The sequence below is a fragment of the Empedobacter sp. 225-1 genome (genome assembly GCF_030328185.1).
GTDB lineage: Bacteria > Bacteroidota > Bacteroidia > Flavobacteriales > Weeksellaceae > Empedobacter > Empedobacter stercoris.
This window is the reverse complement of record NZ_JACALO010000015.1, coordinates 45,346-65,507: the sequence shown is the minus strand read 5'-3', so window position 1 is coordinate 65,507 and position 20,162 is coordinate 45,346. Positions and strand designations below refer to the sequence as shown.

General features: G+C 31.8%; 22 protein-coding genes. 8 read left to right on the top strand and 14 right to left on the bottom strand.

Annotation, left to right across the window (positions count from 1 at the left end; genetic code table 11):
- The 7 genes from HX088_RS06300 to HX088_RS06270 form a co-directional block, all read right to left on the bottom strand.
- Window positions 1-202 (bottom strand): transposase (locus HX088_RS06300; protein ID WP_286483694.1); only part of this gene is annotated, 202 nt, incomplete at its 3' end.
- Between the two features lie 62 nt (window positions 203-264).
- Window positions 265-1,077: a purine-nucleoside phosphorylase gene (locus tag HX088_RS06295; RefSeq protein WP_260543364.1), complete on the bottom strand. Its 813-nt coding sequence runs from the start codon at window positions 1,075-1,077 to the stop codon at window positions 265-267.
- Window positions 1,061-2,101, bottom strand: coding sequence for a tetraacyldisaccharide 4'-kinase (gene lpxK, locus HX088_RS06290; protein ID WP_171621741.1), 1,041 nt, complete (start codon window positions 2,099-2,101; stop codon window positions 1,061-1,063). The genes HX088_RS06295 and lpxK overlap by 17 nt, the downstream gene beginning before the upstream one ends.
- A gap of 112 nt (window positions 2,102-2,213) precedes the next feature.
- Window positions 2,214-2,831: a DUF4230 domain-containing protein gene (locus tag HX088_RS06285; RefSeq protein WP_171621740.1), complete on the bottom strand. Its 618-nt coding sequence runs from the start codon at window positions 2,829-2,831 to the stop codon at window positions 2,214-2,216.
- The gene (locus HX088_RS06280; RefSeq protein ID WP_260543366.1) at window positions 2,824-3,375 is read right to left on the bottom strand and encodes a TlpA family protein disulfide reductase; all 552 of its coding nucleotides are present in this window, start codon (window positions 3,373-3,375) and stop codon (window positions 2,824-2,826) included. The genes HX088_RS06285 and HX088_RS06280 overlap by 8 nt, the downstream gene beginning before the upstream one ends.
- Before the next feature lie 36 nt (window positions 3,376-3,411).
- A complete protein-coding gene (locus tag HX088_RS06275; protein ID WP_260543368.1) occupies window positions 3,412-4,569 on the bottom strand; it encodes a M14 family zinc carboxypeptidase in 1,158 nt (385 codons plus the stop codon).
- Window positions 4,570-4,610: 41 nt separating this feature from the next.
- Window positions 4,611-5,735, bottom strand: coding sequence for a GNAT family N-acetyltransferase (locus HX088_RS06270; protein WP_260544544.1), 1,125 nt, complete (start codon window positions 5,733-5,735; stop codon window positions 4,611-4,613).
- 203 nt (window positions 5,736-5,938) lie between these two features.
- Between HX088_RS06270 and HX088_RS06265 the strand changes: the two genes are divergently transcribed.
- The gene (locus tag HX088_RS06265; protein ID WP_260543370.1) at window positions 5,939-6,628 is read left to right on the top strand and encodes a zinc metallopeptidase; all 690 of its coding nucleotides are present in this window, start codon (window positions 5,939-5,941) and stop codon (window positions 6,626-6,628) included.
- Between the two features lie 60 nt (window positions 6,629-6,688).
- Here HX088_RS06265 and HX088_RS06260 read toward each other — a convergent pair whose 3' ends face one another.
- The 3 genes from HX088_RS06260 to HX088_RS06250 all read right to left on the bottom strand — a co-directional run bounded on the left by HX088_RS06260 (window position 6,689) and on the right by HX088_RS06250 (window position 10,275).
- Complete coding sequence (locus tag HX088_RS06260) at window positions 6,689-8,464, bottom strand: AMP-dependent synthetase/ligase (protein WP_260543371.1); 1,776 nt, start codon at window positions 8,462-8,464, stop codon at window positions 6,689-6,691.
- A gap of 121 nt (window positions 8,465-8,585) precedes the next feature.
- On the bottom strand, window positions 8,586-8,822 hold the full coding sequence (locus tag HX088_RS06255; RefSeq protein WP_171621734.1) for a DUF8828 family protein: 237 nt from the start codon (window positions 8,820-8,822) through the stop codon (window positions 8,586-8,588).
- A 1-nt stretch (window position 8,823) separates the two neighbouring features.
- Window positions 8,824-10,275 (bottom strand): MATE family efflux transporter, encoded by a 1,452-nt coding sequence (locus HX088_RS06250; protein ID WP_260543372.1) that lies wholly within the window; start codon window positions 10,273-10,275, stop codon window positions 8,824-8,826.
- 136 nt (window positions 10,276-10,411) lie between these two features.
- On the opposite strand from HX088_RS06250, the gene HX088_RS06245 reads away from it, so the two are divergent.
- The 4 genes from HX088_RS06245 (at window position 10,412) to HX088_RS06230 (ending at window position 13,429) form a co-directional block, all read left to right on the top strand.
- On the top strand, window positions 10,412-11,377 hold the full coding sequence (locus tag HX088_RS06245; RefSeq protein ID WP_171621732.1) for an NAD(P)H-dependent flavin oxidoreductase: 966 nt from the start codon (window positions 10,412-10,414) through the stop codon (window positions 11,375-11,377).
- 8 nt (window positions 11,378-11,385) lie between these two features.
- Window positions 11,386-12,255: an acyl-CoA thioesterase gene (locus tag HX088_RS06240; protein ID WP_286483692.1), complete on the top strand. Its 870-nt coding sequence runs from the start codon at window positions 11,386-11,388 to the stop codon at window positions 12,253-12,255.
- Between the two features lie 10 nt (window positions 12,256-12,265).
- Entirely contained in the window at window positions 12,266-12,793 is a 528-nt protein-coding gene (locus tag HX088_RS06235) for an NADPH-dependent FMN reductase (protein WP_260543373.1), read from the top strand.
- A gap of 90 nt (window positions 12,794-12,883) precedes the next feature.
- Window positions 12,884-13,429 carry an NADPH-dependent FMN reductase gene (locus HX088_RS06230; RefSeq protein ID WP_286483691.1) on the top strand — a complete coding sequence of 182 codons (546 nt, stop codon included), beginning with the start codon at window positions 12,884-12,886 and terminating at the stop codon, window positions 13,427-13,429.
- Window positions 13,430-13,507: 78 nt separating this feature from the next.
- Here the strand turns inward: HX088_RS06230 and fsa are convergent, their stop codons facing one another.
- Both fsa and HX088_RS06220 read right to left on the bottom strand, forming a co-directional pair.
- Window positions 13,508-14,164, bottom strand: a complete 657-nt coding sequence (gene fsa / locus HX088_RS06225; RefSeq protein ID WP_171621728.1) for a fructose-6-phosphate aldolase — start codon at window positions 14,162-14,164, stop codon at window positions 13,508-13,510.
- 84 nt (window positions 14,165-14,248) lie between these two features.
- Complete coding sequence (locus tag HX088_RS06220) at window positions 14,249-15,001, bottom strand: SDR family NAD(P)-dependent oxidoreductase (protein ID WP_260543374.1); 753 nt, start codon at window positions 14,999-15,001, stop codon at window positions 14,249-14,251.
- 159 nt (window positions 15,002-15,160) lie between these two features.
- Between HX088_RS06220 and HX088_RS06215 the strand changes: the two genes are divergently transcribed.
- Genes HX088_RS06215 through HX088_RS06205 form a run of 3 tightly spaced genes read left to right on the top strand, consistent with a single transcriptional unit; the run spans window position 15,161 to window position 18,765 of the window.
- Window positions 15,161-15,919: a hypothetical protein gene (locus HX088_RS06215; RefSeq protein WP_225538974.1), complete on the top strand. Its 759-nt coding sequence runs from the start codon at window positions 15,161-15,163 to the stop codon at window positions 15,917-15,919.
- A gap of 6 nt (window positions 15,920-15,925) precedes the next feature.
- Window positions 15,926-16,687: a hypothetical protein gene (locus HX088_RS06210; RefSeq protein WP_284583789.1), complete on the top strand. Its 762-nt coding sequence runs from the start codon at window positions 15,926-15,928 to the stop codon at window positions 16,685-16,687.
- Between the two features lie 35 nt (window positions 16,688-16,722).
- Window positions 16,723-18,765 carry a S9 family peptidase gene (locus tag HX088_RS06205; protein WP_286483690.1) on the top strand — a complete coding sequence of 681 codons (2,043 nt, stop codon included), beginning with the start codon at window positions 16,723-16,725 and terminating at the stop codon, window positions 18,763-18,765.
- A 70-nt stretch (window positions 18,766-18,835) separates the two neighbouring features.
- Here HX088_RS06205 and HX088_RS06200 read toward each other — a convergent pair whose 3' ends face one another.
- Window positions 18,836-19,480, bottom strand: coding sequence for a SanA/YdcF family protein (locus tag HX088_RS06200; protein WP_260393761.1), 645 nt, complete (start codon window positions 19,478-19,480; stop codon window positions 18,836-18,838).
- A gap of 112 nt (window positions 19,481-19,592) precedes the next feature.
- Entirely contained in the window at window positions 19,593-20,159 is a 567-nt protein-coding gene (gene efp, locus HX088_RS06195; RefSeq protein WP_171621722.1) for an elongation factor P, read from the bottom strand.
- Between the last annotated feature and the right edge of the window lie 3 nt (window positions 20,160-20,162).

Sequence of the window (20,162 nt, the reverse complement as noted above, 5' to 3'; positions counted from 1 at the left end):
ACGTTTGGTTTTTCTTAGGTTCTAAACCTAAAGCTCCTTGATTATGATAATCAGTAATCCACTTACGCAATAAACTTCCTGAAATACCTTCTTGATGTGATATAGAATGAACTGAATGATGTTTTTTTAAAACTTCTTTGACACATCGCAACTTGTATGTTACATCATATTTTACTTTTCTTGCCATAAAAAATGCCCCCAAAAGTGTCTAACTTTTTGGGGGCAGTGTAAAAGTTGGCTTTTTTATCTTATTTTCGTTGAAAATTAACAATTTTCGATAACACTTTTTACCACTTTAATTACATTCGGCATAGCATTGTTCGCTGCATTTAAAACATCTTCATGCGAAACATCAAACGAAATTTCTGGTCCACCTAAATCTGTAATTACAGAAACGCAGAACACACGCATATCCATGTGGCGAGCAACAATTACTTCTGGAACAGTACTCATTCCAACACAATCTCCACCGATAAAACGTACCAATCCATATTCTGATGGTGTTTCGAAAGTTGGTCCTTGTAATCCGACATAAACACCTTGATGAACTAAAATATCATTTGCTTTAGCAAACTCTACCGCTTCGTTCAACATTTCTTTGTCATACGCTTTAGACATGTCTACAAAACGTGGTCCTAATTCGTCGATATTTTTTCCACGTAAAGGATGTTCTGGCATCATGTTGATATGATCTTTTACAATTAAAATATCTCCTACTTGGAAATTTGGATTAACACCTCCTGAAGCATTTGATAAAATAACTTTGTTAATTCCTAATCCGTTAAAAACACGCATTGGAAAAGTAACTTCTTCCATCGAATACCCTTCGTAATAATGAAAACGACCAGCCATCATCAAAACTTTTTTACCCAAAATAGTTCCGTATACTAAATGACCTTTGTGTCCTTCTACTGTTACTTGAGGAAAGTTTGGAATATCCTTGTAGTTAATTACAACTTTATTTTCTACTTCGTCTTCTAATTTTCCTAAACCAGATCCTAATACAATTACAAATTCTGGTTGACCTGGCAATAAATTATTGATGTACTTTATAGCCTCATTAATTCTTTCCAACATACTCTAAAATAGTTTGATTAAATTTTTCTTTATCGTTAATTTCGATACGAATCGGAATATAATATAAATCGTCTTTTATCATGGATTCTTCCATCAAACGCATAAAATCTTTCTCCGTTGTCATGATAATTTTATCAAAACGTTTTCTTCCTTCCGTATCTTCGTATCGTTTGTAAATATACTCAATTTCTGATTGACTAAAATTATGATGATCTGGATATTCTAAATGCAATACATTGGCAAAATTTTCTTCTGCAAATTTCACTAAACCATCAGTTTTTGCGATTCCAGTAACCAAAATAACATTTAGATTTTTCCAAGTTGATTTCTCTACATCATCTAATCTTCCTATCAATTTGTTATCATAAACAATTTTCGAGAAAAATAATTGTTGATGGGATTTCAACTTAATTCGTTTCGAAATTTCTTTGTGTTTTTCTTCCGAAATTCGATCAGGACATTTTGTTACAATTACAATATCAGCACGACGAACTCCACTTCCACTCTCTCTCAAATCACCAGCTGGCAACAAAAAATCTTTGTAATATGGGTTATTAAAATCTGTCAACATAATGTTGAAACCAGCTTTTATTGCGCGATGTTGATACGCATCATCCAACAAAATCACTTCTGATTTGTAATGATCTATTAATTTATGAGCTCCAAAAACTCTTTCTTCACAAACAGCAATCAAGATTCTGTTCTTGAAACGTTGAAAAAACTGCATAGGTTCATCTCCAATATCATAAACCTTAGAAGAATAATTTGCAATTAAAAAACCTTTTGTTTTTCGACCATAACCTCTACTCAATGTTGCAGTTAATTTCTCGTCTTTCAACAAATCAATCAAATACATTATATGAGGTGACTTCCCTGTTCCTCCTACAGACAAATTTCCAACATTAATAATGGGAATATTGAATGATGTAGAACGCATCATTCCAATGTTGTAAAACAGATTTCGAACCGAAGTTCCTATCCAATATAAACCAGAAAATGGAAGTAAAAATCTACGCCAATTCATTTTTATTTTTAATATTAAGCGAAAATACTATTTTTAATTCTAAAATAAGAAACTCTTCATTTCTTTATTCAGCTAAAAAAACCTATTCTTTCGAACAGGTTTTTAATTATTTTTAATCGTATAATTTATTCAATTCGTTTGCATAACTCGTTTTATCTTCTATTGTCCAACCATAGGTTTTAGCCAAGAAGTACAAATCGCCAAGATTTTGAATTAATTGTTGATGTGCTTCTTTTTTTAGTTTCGATTTATCGACAGTTTTCTCAACATGCTCTACCGCACGCTTCTTAATCCCGTTCAAATCATCTTTACTAAATTTATTAAAAACACTTTGATCCATATCATAAAAACTGACATCAGGATACACTTTTATTTCAACTGCTGGAATTGATTTGATTATAATTTTCTTATTTACCGAATCTAATTCAACATCCATTTTTTTTAAATCATAGGTTGCTTGTGCTTTTGCTTTCACTAAAAGTGTTACTTTTTTATCCGACGAAAAAATATCTGTAAAACCAGGTACTGATTTTTTTGATGTATGATTGTATAAATCTGAATAAGTTTGTTCAGCAACAATCATTTTATTCATTCGTTCGATTTGATAAGCTATGACATGCGATTGTTCGGAATAATCTTCTGTTTTAAATTTATCCATGATGAAATACGTAATCATCACGCCAAAAACAAAAGCTACAACGACAAGAATTATTTTTTTTAAATTACTCATTTGTATAATTTGGTGTCAACGGCGTACCATTCACAATCTGTGCCAAATCCTCTTCTAAATATCCAGAAACAGGAGATTCAACAATTCTTCCAACTTCTTCTTTTTTATTATTATAAACGATAATTGTCGGAACACGAATTATATTTTTATTGATTTCTTCTCCATTAAAACTTTTCTTTTGACGGTTAACACCAATCACTTTCAAACGGTTTTGAGAAAATTTAATATCATCTAATATTTTATACAGACGAGGCAATTCGCGACGAGAATCTGGGCACCAAGTTCCTACAAAAACTTCGATACGATAGTTTCTCAAACCTTTCAATGCTCTTAGTTTACTTTTTTCAACTTCGTAAGAATCGTACTCTTGGTTGTACCAACCTTTAAAATCAGCTTCTTCTAAAGCTTCTCTGTTAAATTCTCCTGTCAACATTTTTGTTCCGTTTTCTGAAGTAATTACGCGATTCGTCACTTTTTTCTGAGCAAAAGTTTGCGTCGAAAATCCTAACATTACTACAAGTGCAATTGCCAATATTTTTTTCATTTTATTTTTAGTTTTAGGTTTTAAATGTATAAATAATTAGTCAATCAATCGACCATTTTTGAACTTAATTGAACCAATTTCGAAAGTTGCTAATTGATTTAATATGGGATAATTCTTCTGTACTCCTTTATAAATTTGCTTCTTCGCATCAATTTCAAGATGCCCGATGAATTTTCTTAAATCGCCAATCTCAACAATTTTAGCCATTTGATCAACCGTATTATTTTCTTCGTTGTATTCATCTTCAAAATAAATTCCCAAATCAACAAATGAAAACTTATCTTCATTTTTAAGTTGAACATTACGAATTAATATATCCAAGTATTTTTGTCCATTTTGAGGAATTGATAAATAGTTATCAAACGGAAATTTATCCTGCGTTGCCAACGCATTTAAGCCAGCTAAAATTGCTAACGCATTATATTTTCTCGTCGTATTTCGTTGATAATCATTTGCGAAATGACCTGCTTCAAACAACACGCAAGGATACCCCATTTTCGTAAAATTATCACCTGTCGACATTGGATAAAACTCCGAAGTATAACGACCTACTTGCCCCGGTATCACTTGTTGCAATGCTGTATTCATGGATTGAATGATACCCATCGTTTTTTCACGAACTTCGTTTACATCTTCCTCAACATTATACGAAGGTGCCAAAAAAGAAAGCGTTGCAGGTTTCGCTGTTTGACCAACATTAAAAATGGTACGTTGATCATGTAAATTAAACAAAGTTTGGTAATTTCCTTTCACTACTTGATCTAACAAAATATGAATTTCAGTCGATTGTTTAGCTAAAAAATCACGGTTAATATCAATTCCAACTGCATTTCGACGTGTATTGACATTAGCACCATCTGGATTTAACATTGGAATAAAATCAATTGTCAGTTGAGACAAAATAGTTTGAGCCAATTCTGATTTTTGTTCAAAAAAATTAATTACATCAAACATTGCACGAGTTCCTGAGGATTCGTTTCCGTGCATTTGAGACCAAATTAATAAACGTTTTTCTCCAGTTCCGAAACTTAATTTATAAATTTCATTTCCTAAAAATGATGTTCCTATTTGTTCTTTTTGAGACGATTTTAGTGAAAAATAATTCTTTAAATCTTCAAAATTTAACCATTTCAAATCAAAACCTTCTTGTTTAAAAGTCGAATACTCTTGATCTAATTGCTGAATATCAAACATGCTTATTTACCTTATTCGTGTTAAATTCTACGTTATATATTTTATTGAATTGATTTTCTAAACGTTTTTCGACGTTTGTGATTTACTGGATTATAAGATTTCCATAACACTTGAATACTTTCGTTGTCGGCCAATTCTGGATTTGTTTCCAAAAACTTGATTCCGTTACGTTTGAAAGTATCAAACATTGCATTAAAAATTAATGCTGTTACGCCTTTACCTTGAAATTTAGGATCAATTCCAATTAAGTAGAATTGCGCAGAATCGTTGTTTTTACTCGCACGCATTAGATGCCACCAACCAAAAGGCAAGATTTTGCCTTTCGCTTTTTGCATCGCTTTTGAATATGATGGCATCGTTATCGCAAACGAAACCATTTTTCCATTTTCATCCACAATACAATTTACAAAATCTGGATTGATAAACGGAATATATTTCTTTTTGTAATATTCTATTTGGTAATCTGCAATCGGAACGTAGGTGTCTAATTCACTGTATGTTTTGTCCAACAAATCGAACATTTCATCAACATAAGGAAGAATTTTAGAAGTTTTAGTGAACTTCAATTCTTTTAATTTGTAACGTTCACGAATGATTTTATTAAATTTAATGACCTTTTCTGGTAATTCTGTTGGCGCAGGTAATTCATATTCTACCCATTCATTTGCCATTTCAAAATCTAATGCTTCTAAATGTTGCGAATAGTATGAATAATTATATAAACCTACCATTGTTGCTAATTTATCAAATCCCATCGTCAGCATTCCTGCTTTCTCTAAATTTGAAAATCCAACTGGTCCTTCTATATATTCTAATTTATTTTCTTTTCCAATTTCCTCAATTTTGGCTAAAAGTGTTTTTGTCACTTCGATATCATCAATCATATCAAACCAACCAAAACGCATTTTACGTTTATGTTGTTTATTTACTTCTTGCCAATTGATAATTGCAGCCACACGCCCCACAATCTTCCCTTCTTTTTCAGCAAGAAAATAACGTGCTTCAGCATCCTTAAAAACTGGATTTTTAGAAACATCTAATGTTTCCTTCTCCTCGTTAATAAAGGGCGGAACGTAATATTGATTATCCTTATACAAATGCATTGGAAACTTAATAAAAGCCTCCAAATCCTGTTTAGATTGTACTTCTTTAATACGAATGCTCATAGCTCGCAAAGATACTAAGTTTTGTAATTTCAATAGAATGTTTTTTAACTAAAATGTCAGTTTTCCATCTTCAATTTATATGATTTTATGCATAAATCTACCAAAAAGCCAACAATTCTATTATTTTTGTCTTTATTCACTTATTGGAATACTTTTTGAATTTTAAACAACGATTAAAAATTAAAAAAATAAAATAAAAATAGATGACAGGTTATTACATTATTATTGGACTATTTATGCTAATTAGTTGGTTTGTTAGCAACCGACTACAAAGTAAATTTAAGCATTATTCGAAAGTACATTTGGCAAACGGAATGTCTGGAAGAGAGATTGCAGAAAAAATGCTATCTGACAATAACATCCACGATGTTCGTGTGATTTCGACTCCAGGACAATTAACAGACCATTATAATCCAATGGATAAAACAGTTAATTTATCTGAAGTAGTTTATCATGAACGCAATGCAGCAGCTGCAGCTGTTGCAGCACACGAAGTTGGACATGCTGTTCAACATGCTGTTGGATACAGTATGTTACAATTCCGTTCAAAAATGGTTCCAATGGTAAATTTAGCATCTCGATTAAATCAATGGATTTTGATGTTAGGTATAATTGTAATGGCATCTTCTAAAAATGCCACTTTATTATGGATTGGGATTTTCTTATTTGCCGTAACAACTGTTTTCGCTTTTGTAACGTTACCAGTAGAATATGATGCTTCGAACCGAGCTTTGGCTTGGTTAAAAGGGACTAATATGGTTATGCCAAACGAATATGAAGGTGCAAAAGACTCGTTAAAATGGGCCGCAAGAACATATGTTGTTGCTGCAATTGGTTCTTTAGCGCAATTACTTTATTTCGTGATGATGGCGATGGGTGGTCGAAAAGAATAAATTTTATAACTATTCATAAAAAAAACTCAACTAATATTTAGTTGAGTTTTTTTATGAAATCTATTTCTTGTCGTATAATTTATTGTATAACTCTTGATATTTAGCTAAAACATTTTTTCGTTTTAATTTTAATGTTGGTGTTAACAATCCATCATCAATTGTCCATTCTTCTGGTGTTAATTCGAACTTTTTGATTTGTTCCCAATGCCCTAAACCTTTGTTATTTTTATCGATTTCACGACTAAGAATATCTAAAATTGCAGGTTCTTTTATTATTGCAGAATTAGAATCAGGTACAGCAATTCCTTTGATATTCAAATAATCTTTTAATACTTGGAAGTTAGGTTGAATAATTGCACAAGGCATTTTCTCTCCTTCTCCAACAACCATTACCTGTTCGATAAAACGAGATTGTTTTAATTTATTTTCAATGATTTGAGGAGCGATATATTTTCCTCCAGAAGTTTTAAACATCTCTTTTTTACGATCTGTAATTTTTAATAAACCTCTTTCTAAAACACCTATATCACCAGTTTTAAAATAACCATCTGGGGTAAAAGCCTCAGCTGTTTTTTCGGGATCTTTGTAATAACCTTGCGTCACATTTGGTCCTTTTACTAAGATTTCACCATCTTCAGCAATTTTCACTTCAACACCTTTTAATGGCGCTCCAACAGTTCCAATTCCAAAACCTTCTTTTTTCATGCAGTTCACCGAAATTACAGGAGAGGTTTCCGTTAAGCCATAACCTTCTAAAATTGGAATTCCAGCACCCCAAAAAATATGATTTAGACGAGATGCTAAAGGCGCAGAACCAGAGACCATGCATACTAAATTACCCCCAACTCCTTCTTTCCATTTGCTAAACACTAAACTTTTGGCAATAGAATGTTTTAGGCCAAATAATCCTCCTTTTGGATTGTACGGATCATAATCTTCTACAAGACTTAAAGCCCACATAAAAATCTTTGTCTTAAGCCCCCCAGCAGATGCTCCAGTATTATAAATCTTATCGTAAACTTTCTCTACTAAACGAGGAACTACAGTCATGACATGAGGTTTTACCTCTTTCATATTCTCACCTAATTTATCAATGCTTTCAGCATACCAAATTCCTATACTCAAATGTTGGTACAAATAAATTAACATTCGTTCAAAAACATGATTAATCGGAAGAAAACTTAAAGCAATTGCTTGATTTGGAAATACTGGGATACGATCAACAGACATTAACACATTTGAAACAATATTTTCGTGTGTTAAGACCACTCCTTTTGGACGTCCTGTTGTTCCTGAAGTATAAATTAAGGTAGCAACTTCAGAAGGTTTAATGATTTCCTTGATACTATCGACTTCGTGTTGAGTAGAATTATCTTCGCCCAAATCTAAAATTTCTCTAAAATTGGGAACTCCATTAATTTCATCAAAACTATAAATCCCAACTAACGTTGAAACCTTCTCTTTTACCGCAGACACAGTATCGTATAAATTTTTGTCGGAAACAATGACGAACTTACATTCGGCATTATTTAATATATAATCAAAATCATCTTCTGAAAGTGTAGGATAAAGCGGAACAGAAATAGCACCAACTTGTTGTATACCGATGTCACAAATATTCCATTCGGTACGGTTAGTAGTAGTTACAATTGCTATTTTATCTTGTGGTTTTATTCCTAATTGTAATAATCCTCGACTAAATGCATTGGCTTTAGCAAGATATTCCTGCGTTGAGGTTTTCACCCAAGCTCCGTTTACTTTGGACACTAATGCATCTTCTCGAGGATTATTTTCTAATTGATTTTGCGGAAAATCAAATAATCGTTTTATTTCCATGGTTTTGAATAATTTTCTTAGTTGCAAAATATGAATAAAAAAAATAGTATGCAAGCATAAAAAAATATTTTAGTGTATTTCGTACACTAATAAAAACTATGGTTTTTTATTAAAAAAAGACTTATTCTTCTTCATCTAAAAAAGACATTTCTTGATCATAAAAATCTAAAGCGTCTTCAATAAGATTTGCAACTTCTGTGTTAAATTCTTCATTATCTTCTTCTTCAGAAATATCTTCAAACCACTCGATATCGTCTGTTTCAACATCTAATAAAAAGCGTGGATATTCTGTATGTAGAATAAAGATTTTCTCTGGCATTGTTGAATTATCTGCCAATAAAAATTTTGGTAATTCCATGTTATATATTATTTAATTTATCTTCTAAAATTAGTTCAGAATTAGGATTTTCCCTAATCATTTTTTTGGTTTGACGATTATATCGAATCATTAAAAATATTGCTGATGCTGTTAGGCCTGTCCCCAAACCAATCCACATCCCGAAAGCTCTCATTTCGAATACAATTGCTAACACTACACCTATCGGAATTGCAATTAACCAATATGAAATAAAGGTCAATATTGAAGGGATTTTAACATCCGTCATTCCTCGCAAAGCTCCTAACAATACCAATTGTACTCCATCTGACATCTGGAAAAGAGAGGCTATAATTAATAACGAAGCAGCCATATTTATGACTTCTGGATTATCTAAATAAATGGTTGGCAGTTGATAACGAAAAACAATAAATAAAATTCCACAGAATATCATAAAAGTTAACACCATCAAAATACAAGACCAGCCAGCTTCTCGTAAGGTTTTATAATCCTTTAATCCCAATTGATTTCCAATTCTAACAGTTGCCGCCACTCCAATTCCAGTACACATCATAAATGTCGTCGAAGCAAGGTTTATTGCAATTTGATGCGCAGCCAAATTTACTTTTGCCAGTTCTTGATCAGCAATAGAATTTGTAAACGTATATCCACAAACAAAAGCTGCCAAAGAGAACGCACTCATTTCAAAAAATGAAGTCAAGGCAGTTGGAATACCAATTCCTGCAATTTTTCGAAAAATAACTTTCTTAAAATTACTTGTTTTGAACTGAACTTCTTGTAGTACTGCTTTTGTTTTCTTAAAATTAAGTAATACAACAACCAAGAAAATCATCATCACCAAACGAGCAACAAATGTTCCCCAAGCTGCACCAGCAACTTCTAAACGAGGAAATCCCCAATTCCCATAAATCCATCCATAGTTTAACGCAATATTGATAACATTACTCAAAACAGTTGCAATAGTTACAGGGACAGTCAAAGATAAGCCTTCAGATAATTGACGAAACGTTTGGAAAACCATCAAAGGAATCATAGAAAACGTCATGATCGTTAAATATGGAATACATTTTTCGACTACATCTTCTGGTTGTCCCATGTGATACATTAATGGTTTTAAGAACGTAATCAATAAGAATAAGCCAATCGATAAAGTAACATTTAAAACAAAACTATGCGAAAAATAACTTGCTGCCATTTTTTTATCTCCTTTCGAATCTTCTGCGGCTATCAAAGGTGACAAAGCAAAACTAAATCCAAAGGCAAATACTAATACAGCAAAAAACAATGAATTTCCTAACGATGCTGCAGCTAAAGCTGTTTTTCCTAAAACTTCATCCTCAATATTATCGTATTTTCCACCTAAACCTCCCACCATAATATTATCTATAATGTTGACAGAAATCTGCCCCATTTGAGTAATCATTACTGGAAATGCTAATTTTATATTACGTCTTAAATGTTCTTTTAACTCCAATGTATTATTTATTTTCGTTTGCAAAGATACATTAAAGGATTTGCTTCTACATTTAGAAATTGTGAAGGAATTTTTATTTTCCTAAAATTAATTTATACTTATATTGCAGATGTAACCACATTAGAAAATTTTAAAAATGACTTTACACGAATTTAAAAATAGTTTAGACCTACCCTTAATTACATCACCAATGTTCTTAGTTTCAAGAACAGAATTAGTTGTAGAAGCTTGTAAAAATGGTGTTTGTGGAACATTTCCTTCTCTCAATGGAAGGACTGCCGAAGATTTCGAGCAAATGTTAATTGATATCACTACTCAATTAAAACAATTTGAAGATGAAACGGGAAAAAAAACAGCTCCATTTGGCGTTAATTTAATTGTTAATAAAACGAATCCAAGATTAGAAACTGACTTATCTTTGTGTGCAAAATATAGAGTACCACTTATTATTACTTCGCTTGGTGCTGTAAAACAAGTTGTAGACGCTGTACATAGCTATGGTGGTTTGGTTTTTCATGATGTAATCAAAAAACGTCATGCAGAAAAAGCTGCTGAAGCGGGGGTTGATGGAATAATTGCAGTTGCTTCGGGTGCCGGCGGTCATGCAGGTACAGCTAATCCTTTTGCTTTGATTGATGATATTCGAACATTTTACGATGGTTGCTTGATTTTAGCAGGTGCTATGAACGATGGAAATGATATCTTAGCAGCTGAAAATATGGGAGCTGACTTTGCGTATATTGGAACTCGATTTATCGCTACAAAAGAAGCTTATGCTGAAGAAGATTATAAAAAAATGTTAGTCGATTCTACTTTTGAAGACGTGCTATATACGGATGGAATTTCTGGCGTAAATGCTAATTTTTTGAAACCAAGTATTATTCATTCTGGAATTGATTTAGACGAAAAGAAAGAAGAAGATTTTTCTAAACTAATCGGCGGTGACGGACATAAAGCATGGAAAGACATTTGGTCAGCTGGTCATGGTGTTTCAGGAATTCACGATGTTATTTCGACAGCAGAATTAATCACTAGAATGAAAAAAGAATATAAAACTGCATTGGAACAAAATATGCAGAAATTAAATAATTTGAAATTTTAAACTTTATAATGAAAACGACTCAAGAACTCATCGAATTGATTTCACTCAAAAAATTAGAAACAAATCTATTCGAAGGGAAAAGTTCTTTTATGGGAAGTCCAAACGTTTTTGGAGGTCAAGTCGTAAGCCAAGCGTTACATGCCGCTTATCAAACTGTACCTTCAGATCGTTTTTGTCATTCCCTTCACTCTTATTTTATTTTACCAGGAGATTTAGAAAAACTAATCTATTTTGAAGTTGCAAATCTTCGCGATGGAGGAAGCTTTAGTACACGTGTTGTCACAGCAAAACAAGACAATGTTCCGATTTTTGTGATGGCATGTTCTTTTCAATTAAAACAAGAAGGTTACGAACATCAAGATGAGATGCCTGTTGTCACACCACCTGAAGAATTGATGAGTTGGAATGATGTTGCAGAACAATTTGGATCAATTTTACCCAAATCAATTATGCGATTTGTTTTAGCTGAGCGACCATTAGATTTCAAACCAGTTGAATTGATGAATCCTTTCGAAAAGAAAGACTATCCGAATAAAAGTAATGTTTGGTTAACATTTAATGATGTGCCTGATAATTTACCTTTGCCGATTGTACACCAATTAATGGCATATAGTTCGGATTATAATTTACTTTCGACAGCCATAAAACCACATGCGTCCAAAGCTCATTTCGGGAATACACAAATGGCAAGTTTAGATCATTCGATTTGGTTTCACCGCAAACCAAATTTACAGGATTGGATTTTAGTCAATGTAACTTCTCCGAGTGCTGTAGACACAAGAGGTTTTACGAGAGGAAATCTTTTTAATCGATCTGGAGAATTGATTTGTAGTGTAGCGCAAGAAGGTTTAATGCGACCTATTATAAAAGATAAATAACAATAACACTATGATAATTAAAGCTTTTGCAGGAAGTAATAGTTCAACATCTATTAACAAACAATTGGTAACCTATGCTTCATCTTTGTTGAATGAACATGAAATTGAAATTTTAGATTTAGATGATTACAATATTCCAACTTTTGATATTGACATCGAAAAAAACGAAGGCTTCTCTGATGAAGTCAAAAGATTCTATTCAAAATTAGTCGATTCAGATATTCTTATCATTTCATTAGCAGAACACAACGCAAGTTTTTCAGCTGTTTTTAAAAGTTATATGGATTGGTGTTCTCGTATCAATTACAAATTTCTCGAAGGTAAAAAACTATTTGTTATGAGCACTTCTCCAGGTGGATATGGAGGAAAAAATGCTTTGGAGGCAGGATCTAAATTGTTAACAAAACTTGGAGGAACCATCTTAATTGATTTTTCTTTACCAAAATTTGACGAAAATTTTTCGGACGGAAAAATCTCAAACGAAGAATTAAATAACGAGTTAATGAAAAAGGTAAATGAATTTAAAAATAAAATTTAAGTTATTTATCATTTCCTAACATAGGTCAATAAAAATTGCTTGGTGTTGCGATAAATTTGCTTTATCAAAATAAAATAACGAAATAGAAATATGAAAATTTTAGCATTTGCCGGAAGTAACAGCAAAACATCAATCAATAAACAATTATTAAATTATACATTAAATCAAATCGAAAATGCAGAAATTGATTTAATCGATATTAATGATTTTGAAATGCCAATTTATTCCACTGATCGACAAGTAGAAAATGGGTTTCCACAAGAAGCGCAAGATTTTTACAAAAAAGTACAAGATGCAGATGGCTTGGTCATTTCTTTAGCAGAGCATAATGGTAATTTTTCTGTTGCTTTAAAAAACATTTTAGATTGGGTTTCTCGTATTAATATGCCTTATTTAAAAGGAAAAAAATTATTGTTATTAAGTACTTCTCCAGGTGGATACGGTGGCGGAAACGTGATGGAAGTTGCAACAAAATATTTCGGAATGTTTGCAAGCGGAGAGATTGTAGCAAGTACTACATTTCCTTCTTTTCACGATAATTTCCAAAACAATGAAATTGTAAATGAGGAATTAAAAAATAAAGTATTAGATCAAGTTAATATTTTTGTTGAAGCTTTAGCAGCTGTTGAAGCTTAATTGAAAAGTATGTACATAAAAAAGCTCATCAAAATTTGATGAGCTTTTTTTCGCGTATAGTTTTTTTATAAATAAATCTTAGTTATTACCCTTCGCGTAATCAGCTAAAAATTGAGCTAAACCAGAATCTGTTAAAGGGTGTTTTAATAATCCTAAAATAGACGATAAAGGCCCAGTCATTACATCAGCACCAATTTTAGCACAGTTTACAATATGCATTGTATGACGAACTGAAGCTGCTAAAATTTGAGTTTCGTATAAGTAGTTATCATAAACCAAACGAATTTCTTCGATCAAGTTTAAACCATCTGTCGAAATATCATCTAAACGTCCGATAAAAGGAGAAACGTAAGTTGCACCAGCTTTTGCAGCCAATAAAGCTTGTCCTACTGAAAAAACTAACGTTACATTAGTTCTGATTCCTTTTGTAGAAAAGTATTTACATGCTTTAACACCATCTTTTGTCATTGGAATTTTAACCACAATTTGAGGATTCAAAGCAGCTAAAGCTTCACCTTCTTTTACCATTCCTTCAAAATCAGTAGAAATTACCTCTGCAGATACATCTCCATCTACCAATTCGCAAATTGCTTTGTAGTGATTGATAATATTTTCTTGACCAGTAATTCCTTCTTTCGCCATTAAAGATGGATTCGTTGTCACACCATCTAAAATCCCTAAATCTTGCGCTTCTTTAATATCAGCTAAGTTTGCTGTATCGATAAAAAATTTCATTGCTTGTTTGTATTTCGTTTAAGCAAAATTAAGGATTAAATGCTAATTATCCATTCAATCCTTTAAGATAAGATCAAAAATATTCTAAACAGCTGTGTATCCTCCATCTACAAGATAATAACCTCCTGTCATAAAAGATGCTTTGTCCGAACTTAAGAATAAAACCAATTCAGCAACTTCTTCTGGTTGACCTAAACGACCCATTGGATGTTTTGTAACCAATACTTCTAAATGATCTGCACTCAAATTATTTGATAATAAAGGGGTCATAATATAACCAGGACCAACAGCGTTACAACGAATATTTTTTGGCCCATATTCTGCTCCAATATTTTTCGTCAATCCAACTACTCCATGTTTAGCAGAAGTATAAGCAGAACTCATTGGTGCTGCTACCTCTCCATGAATAGAAGCCATGTTCACAATAGCACCTCCTCCATTTTTTTCCATTGCTTGTAGTTGATATTTACATCCATAAAAAACACCATTAAAATTAATGTCAATTACTTTTTTCCAACCATCCAACGGATAATCTTCTGTTAATGCAGCAGGACCTCCAATTCCTGCATTATTACAAGCAATATCCAATTTTCCATACACCTCAACCGCTTTATTCACTAAGGCTTCGTTGTCTTCTGCCAAAGCAGTATCAGCTTTGAAAAAAAACGCTTCTCCTCCATTTTTTTTAATGATTTCGACAACTTCTTTTCCACCTTCTTCATTAATATCAGAAACGACAACTTTTGCGCCTTCCTTTGCATACAATTCAGCAACAGCTTTTCCAATCCCAGAACCTGCACCAGTTACAATGGCAACTTTATCTTTTAATATTGACATAATTTTATGATTTTTTATTGATTAAATTTAAACAATTATTATTGAATTAATACAATATTATATAATTAGAATACTATTTTAATTAAAAATTATCATAAAATAGTATTATCACCTAAGTTTGAATGCTTTTTTTTATATTTGATACAAATAACTTTTTACATGAAAAACTTAATAGCAACATTACTTTTATGCAGTATCTCAACTGTAAATGCACAAGAAGTAAATGATTATAAATATATTCATATTCCAGAAAAATTTTCGGGTTTTGAACAAGATCAGTATCAATTAAATAACCGATTGAGATATTTATTAACTCAAAAAAAATATGAAGTTTTACCTTCTGACAAGTCAACTTGGCCTCAAGAAGTCACTCAAACTCCATGCTCTGTATTAAATACTGATATTCTTAAAGTAAAGAGTTTTTTAAATAATAAATTAGAAGTCGTTTTTACGGATTGTTCTCAAAATAATATTGAAACTTTTGAAGGAACTTCAAAAATAAAAGAGTTTGATAAAGGATATCAAGAAGCATTAAAACTTGCTTTGATGAAACTAAAAACTCAAAATGCGAAAACTTCTATTCCAATGACTAAATTGGAACAATCGAAAAAAGAAGTAAACAAAGTCGCTACTCCCGAACCTAAAAGTGCGGACGTAACCATTTCAAATCTTTTAACAGATGGTTCAAAAAATTATCAAAAAATTGACTTACAAAATGGTGGTTTTATGCTGATGTCAGAAAACGGAAATCAAGTTATTGCTAAATTCGAAACTACTTCAAAAACGGGTGTTTACAGAGTAGTTGTTACAAATGGTAATTCTAATTATTCGTCTGTTGGTTACAGCAATGAAAATTCTATTGCGTACGAAGTTTTAGAAAATAATGTTTGGAAAGAAGTTAAATTAACGGCTAAATAATCAGCGATGAAAAAAATACTTTCGGGGTTCTTCTTTCTTGCCTTAATTTCTGCGCAGGCACAAAGTGTTACGGATTATAAATATGTTATCGTTCCTGATAAATTTACTGATTTTGCAAAAGAAGATTATCAACTAAACACAGCATTAAAAATCGCTTTAAAAAAGAAAGAATTTGAAATTGTAAATGAAAAATCAATTCCATTAGATATTCAAATTAATCCATGTTTAGCTGCAAAAGCAAATATTGAAAACACTTCTGTTGCTTTTCGAAATAAACTAAAAGTTACTTTTTCTGATTGCAATAATACTGTTTTTGATTCTTATGAAGGTATGTCGAAAGAAAAAGAATTTGCAAAAGGTTATCAAGAAGCGCTTAGCGTTGCTATGAGTCATGTTAAAAAACAGAATGCAAAAGCTTTACCTTTAACAAAAATTGAAAAAGGAACATCAATTACTACAGAAACTATCAAACCAAAGGAAGATGTAATTGCTGCTAAAAAAGATATAGCTGAAGCAGATATTTATAAACTTGATGGTAAAAATTATATCAAAACAGTTACTAAAAACAATGAATTTGTTTTAATTGATAAACATAATTCGAAAGTTATAGCTCAGTTTTATCCTGCTTCACAACAAAATGTTTATCATGTAACTGTTATTTCTGCAAATGGTAATTACGAAACTATTGGCTATACAAATGATCAGAATATTATCATCGAATATAAAACAGCTGACAAATCATGGTCAACAACAACTTATACAAAGTAGTTTTACACTAACTTTGTCCCTTAAAATTAAACGCAATGCAAGCACCTATTGCTAAAAAAATAGAACAAAAATTAGAAAAACACGGCGATATTCGCATCGATAATTATTATTGGTTAAATGACCGCGAAAATCAAGAAGTGATTGATTATTTAAATCAAGAAAACGAATATACTAAAGCTGTTTTAGCGCCAACAGAAGAATTACAAACTAACTTATTTGAGGAAATGAAAGCGAGAATCAAAGAAGATGACTCGTCTGTTCCTTATAAATTGAATGGTTATTGGTATTTGACTGAATTTCAGAAAGGCAAAGAATACCCTATTCACAAACGTCGTAAAGACACTTTAGATAACGCTGATGAAATACTTTTTGATGTCAATACAATGGCAGAAGGTCATTCGTATTATCAATTAGGAGGAATTTCGATGGCTCCAAATAATCAATTGGTTTCATTTGGAGTTGACAATGTTTCGCGCAGAATTTATACGATACAAATCAAGAATTTAGCAACTGGAGAAATACTTTTAGATAAAATTGAGAATACTACTGGTGGTTCTGTTTGGGCGGCAGATAATCTAACATTATTCTACACGCGAAAAGACGAAACGTTACGTGCTTATCAAATTTGGAAACATAAATTAGGGACAAAACAAGAAGAAGATACTTTGGTTTTTGAGGAAACAGATGACACCTTCAATGCGTATGTTTACAAATCAAAATCACGAGATTATATTGTCATTGGATCTTCGAGTACTGTTTCAGATGAATACAGATATATTCCTTCTAATCAACCAGATGCTGAATTTAAAATCTTTCAAGAAAGAAAACGAGATTTAGAATATTCGATCGAACATTTTGGAGATTCATTTTATATTCAAACCAATAAAGATGACGCATTTAACTTCAAATTAATGAAAACTTCTGTCGAAAAAACAGAACAAGAAAATTGGGTTGATGTAATTCCTCATCGTGATGAAGCATTGATTGAAGGATTCGAAATTTTCAAAAATTATTTGGTTATCGAAGAACGTACAAATGGTTTGTTGCAAATGAATATCAAAGCATGGGACAAATCGACAGATTATTATTTACCATTCAACGAAGAAACCTATACAGCAAATGTTGGTACAAACCCAGATTTTGAAACAGACATTTTACGTTATGGATATACATCTCTAACAACGCCTTCCTCTGTGATTGATTTCAATATGAATGATAAAACATTCGAAGTAAAAAAAGAGCAAACAGTCTTGGGAGATTTTGATAAAGAAAACTATATTTCAGAACGTATTTGGGCTGAAGCACGCGATGGAGAAATGGTTCCAATTTCATTAGTTCGTAGAAAAGACACTCCTCTATCAGCCGAAACACCACTTTTACTTTACGCCTATGGATCGTATGGTTACACCATCGAACCTTATTTTAGTTCGATTCGTTTAAGTCTTTTAGATCGAGGATTTATCTATGCAATTGCACACATTCGTGGCGGACAATATCTTGGTCGTGAATGGTATGAAGATGGTAAAATGTTAGAAAAGAAAAATACGTTCTTTGATTATATTGATGCTGCTAAACATTTGATCCAACAAAATTACACGTCATCAAAACACTTATATGCAATGGGTGGTTCTGCTGGAGGATTGTTGATGGGGGCTGTGATTAATTACGAGCCATCTTTATTTAACGGTGTTATCGCACAATTTCCTTTTGTAGATGTTGTGACGACTATGTTAGACGATACTATTCCATTAACTACAGGAGAATATGACGAATGGGGTAATCCAAATGAGAAAGAATATTATGACTACATCAAATCTTATTCGCCATACGATAATGTCGAAGCAAAAGATTATCCAAATTTATATGTTTCGACTGGTTTACACGATTCGCAAGTACAATATTGGGAACCTGCAAAATGGGTGGCTAAATTACGAGAATTAAAAACAGACCATAATATTTTACTTTTGGATACCAATATGGATACTGGTCATGGTGGAGCTTCTGGTCGATTTGAATCTTTAAAAGAAGATGCAAAAGAAGATGCTTTTTTATTTATGTTGGAAGGAATTAAAAATTAATTTTAAAAAATATTTTCTAAAACACCTCTAAAATAAATTCCATTTTAGAGGTGTTTTTTTGAAATGCAATTTATATTACGTCTATTTTCTCACCTAAAAATTTAGGTTGAATCCCTAAAAAACTATCCACAAAAACTTTTGTTCGTGCAAAATATTCACGGATATTTGTTTTCAATCCTGCTTGTTTATTCACATCTTTTGCATTATAACCATAAGCATTTATCCCGTTCTGTCTTGCAATGTAAACTGCTCGTTGATTATGAAACTCTTGCGAAACCACAATAAATTCATTTTGACTAAATATTTCTTTCGCACGAATCATCGAATCCAATGTTCTAAATCCAGCATAATCTAAATAAATTACGTGTTCTGGAATTCCATTTTTTATCAACGCTTGTTTCATCGCTTCAGGTTCATTATAATCTTTCTGACCGTGATCACCACTTAAAATAAAATGGGTTACTTTTCCTGATTGATATAATTTAGTCGCTGCTTCGATACGATAAGTAAAGTAATAATTTTGATAACCATTCATCAAATTTGGAGCAGTCCCTAATACAACTGCAACTTTTATTTTGGGTAATTTATCCGTATGATTTGTTACAAATTCTTCTGTAGATTTTTCGATTCTATAATTCGAAAAAGCGGTAAATAACAGACAAAAAACACAGAAAATTGCTCCGTAAATAAACATTTTTTTGAATATTTTTTTCATCTTCATAAGATTTGTTCATTAAACTCTTAGCTAAAATACACGATTAACTTGATTTTACCCAATAAAAAAAGTAGCTATAAATAGCTACTTTTTGATATGATATGTACTTCAATTATTCTTTAATACGTTCAACGTAAGAACCGTCTTCTGTATTGATTTTCACTTTATCACCTTCGTTAATAAATAAAGGAACACGGATTTCAGCACCAGTTTCCGTCGTTGCAGGTTTTGTAGCATTTGTTGCTGTATCGCCTTTAAGACCTGGCTCTGTATACGTAATTTCCATAATTACTGTATTTGGTAACTCTGCTGCTAAAGCAGTTTCATCAGAAGCACGGAATAAGATTTTCACTTCGTCTCCAGCTTTCATAAATTGTGCATTTTCGATCAATTCTTTGTTTAAATAAACTTGAGAGAAATCATCATTATTCATAAAGTGGAAACCATTATCGTCTTCGTATAAATATTGATAGTTACGTGTTTCTACACGAACTTCGTCAATTTTATGACCAGCAGAAAATGTATTATCTAACACTTTTCCTGTTGTTAATGATTTTAATTTTGTACGAACGAAAGCAGGACCTTTTCCTGGTTTAACGTGTAAAAATTCGATAATTTTGTATGTATCATTATTAAAAACGATGCATAAACCTTTTCTAATATCAGCAGTTGTTGCCATTTA

Coding starts and splice junctions, on each gene's coding strand:
- HX088_RS06295 (WP_260543364.1), bottom strand. CDS start 1,077: ATGTTGGAAAGAATTAATGAGGCTATAAAGTACATCAATAATTTATTG.
- lpxK (WP_171621741.1), bottom strand. CDS start 2,101: ATGAATTGGCGTAGATTTTTACTTCCATTTTCTGGTTTATATTGGATA.
- HX088_RS06285 (WP_171621740.1), bottom strand. CDS start 2,831: ATGAGTAATTTAAAAAAAATAATTCTTGTCGTTGTAGCTTTTGTTTTT.
- HX088_RS06280 (WP_260543366.1), bottom strand. CDS start 3,375: ATGAAAAAAATATTGGCAATTGCACTTGTAGTAATGTTAGGATTTTCG.
- HX088_RS06275 (WP_260543368.1), bottom strand. CDS start 4,569: ATGTTTGATATTCAGCAATTAGATCAAGAGTATTCGACTTTTAAACAA.
- HX088_RS06270 (WP_260544544.1), bottom strand. CDS start 5,735: ATGAGCATTCGTATTAAAGAAGTACAATCTAAACAGGATTTGGAGGCT.
- HX088_RS06265 (WP_260543370.1), top strand. CDS start 5,939: ATGACAGGTTATTACATTATTATTGGACTATTTATGCTAATTAGTTGG.
- HX088_RS06260 (WP_260543371.1), bottom strand. CDS start 8,464: ATGGAAATAAAACGATTATTTGATTTTCCGCAAAATCAATTAGAAAAT.
- HX088_RS06255 (WP_171621734.1), bottom strand. CDS start 8,822: ATGGAATTACCAAAATTTTTATTGGCAGATAATTCAACAATGCCAGAG.
- HX088_RS06245 (WP_171621732.1), top strand. CDS start 10,412: ATGACTTTACACGAATTTAAAAATAGTTTAGACCTACCCTTAATTACA.
- HX088_RS06240 (WP_286483692.1), top strand. CDS start 11,386: ATGAAAACGACTCAAGAACTCATCGAATTGATTTCACTCAAAAAATTA.
- HX088_RS06235 (WP_260543373.1), top strand. CDS start 12,266: ATGATAATTAAAGCTTTTGCAGGAAGTAATAGTTCAACATCTATTAAC.
- HX088_RS06230 (WP_286483691.1), top strand. CDS start 12,884: ATGAAAATTTTAGCATTTGCCGGAAGTAACAGCAAAACATCAATCAAT.
- fsa (WP_171621728.1), bottom strand. CDS start 14,164: ATGAAATTTTTTATCGATACAGCAAACTTAGCTGATATTAAAGAAGCG.
- HX088_RS06220 (WP_260543374.1), bottom strand. CDS start 15,001: ATGTCAATATTAAAAGATAAAGTTGCCATTGTAACTGGTGCAGGTTCT.
- HX088_RS06215 (WP_225538974.1), top strand. CDS start 15,161: ATGAAAAACTTAATAGCAACATTACTTTTATGCAGTATCTCAACTGTA.
- HX088_RS06210 (WP_284583789.1), top strand. CDS start 15,926: ATGAAAAAAATACTTTCGGGGTTCTTCTTTCTTGCCTTAATTTCTGCG.
- HX088_RS06205 (WP_286483690.1), top strand. CDS start 16,723: ATGCAAGCACCTATTGCTAAAAAAATAGAACAAAAATTAGAAAAACAC.
- HX088_RS06200 (WP_260393761.1), bottom strand. CDS start 19,480: ATGAAAAAAATATTCAAAAAAATGTTTATTTACGGAGCAATTTTCTGT.
- efp (WP_171621722.1), bottom strand. CDS start 20,159: ATGGCAACAACTGCTGATATTAGAAAAGGTTTATGCATCGTTTTTAAT.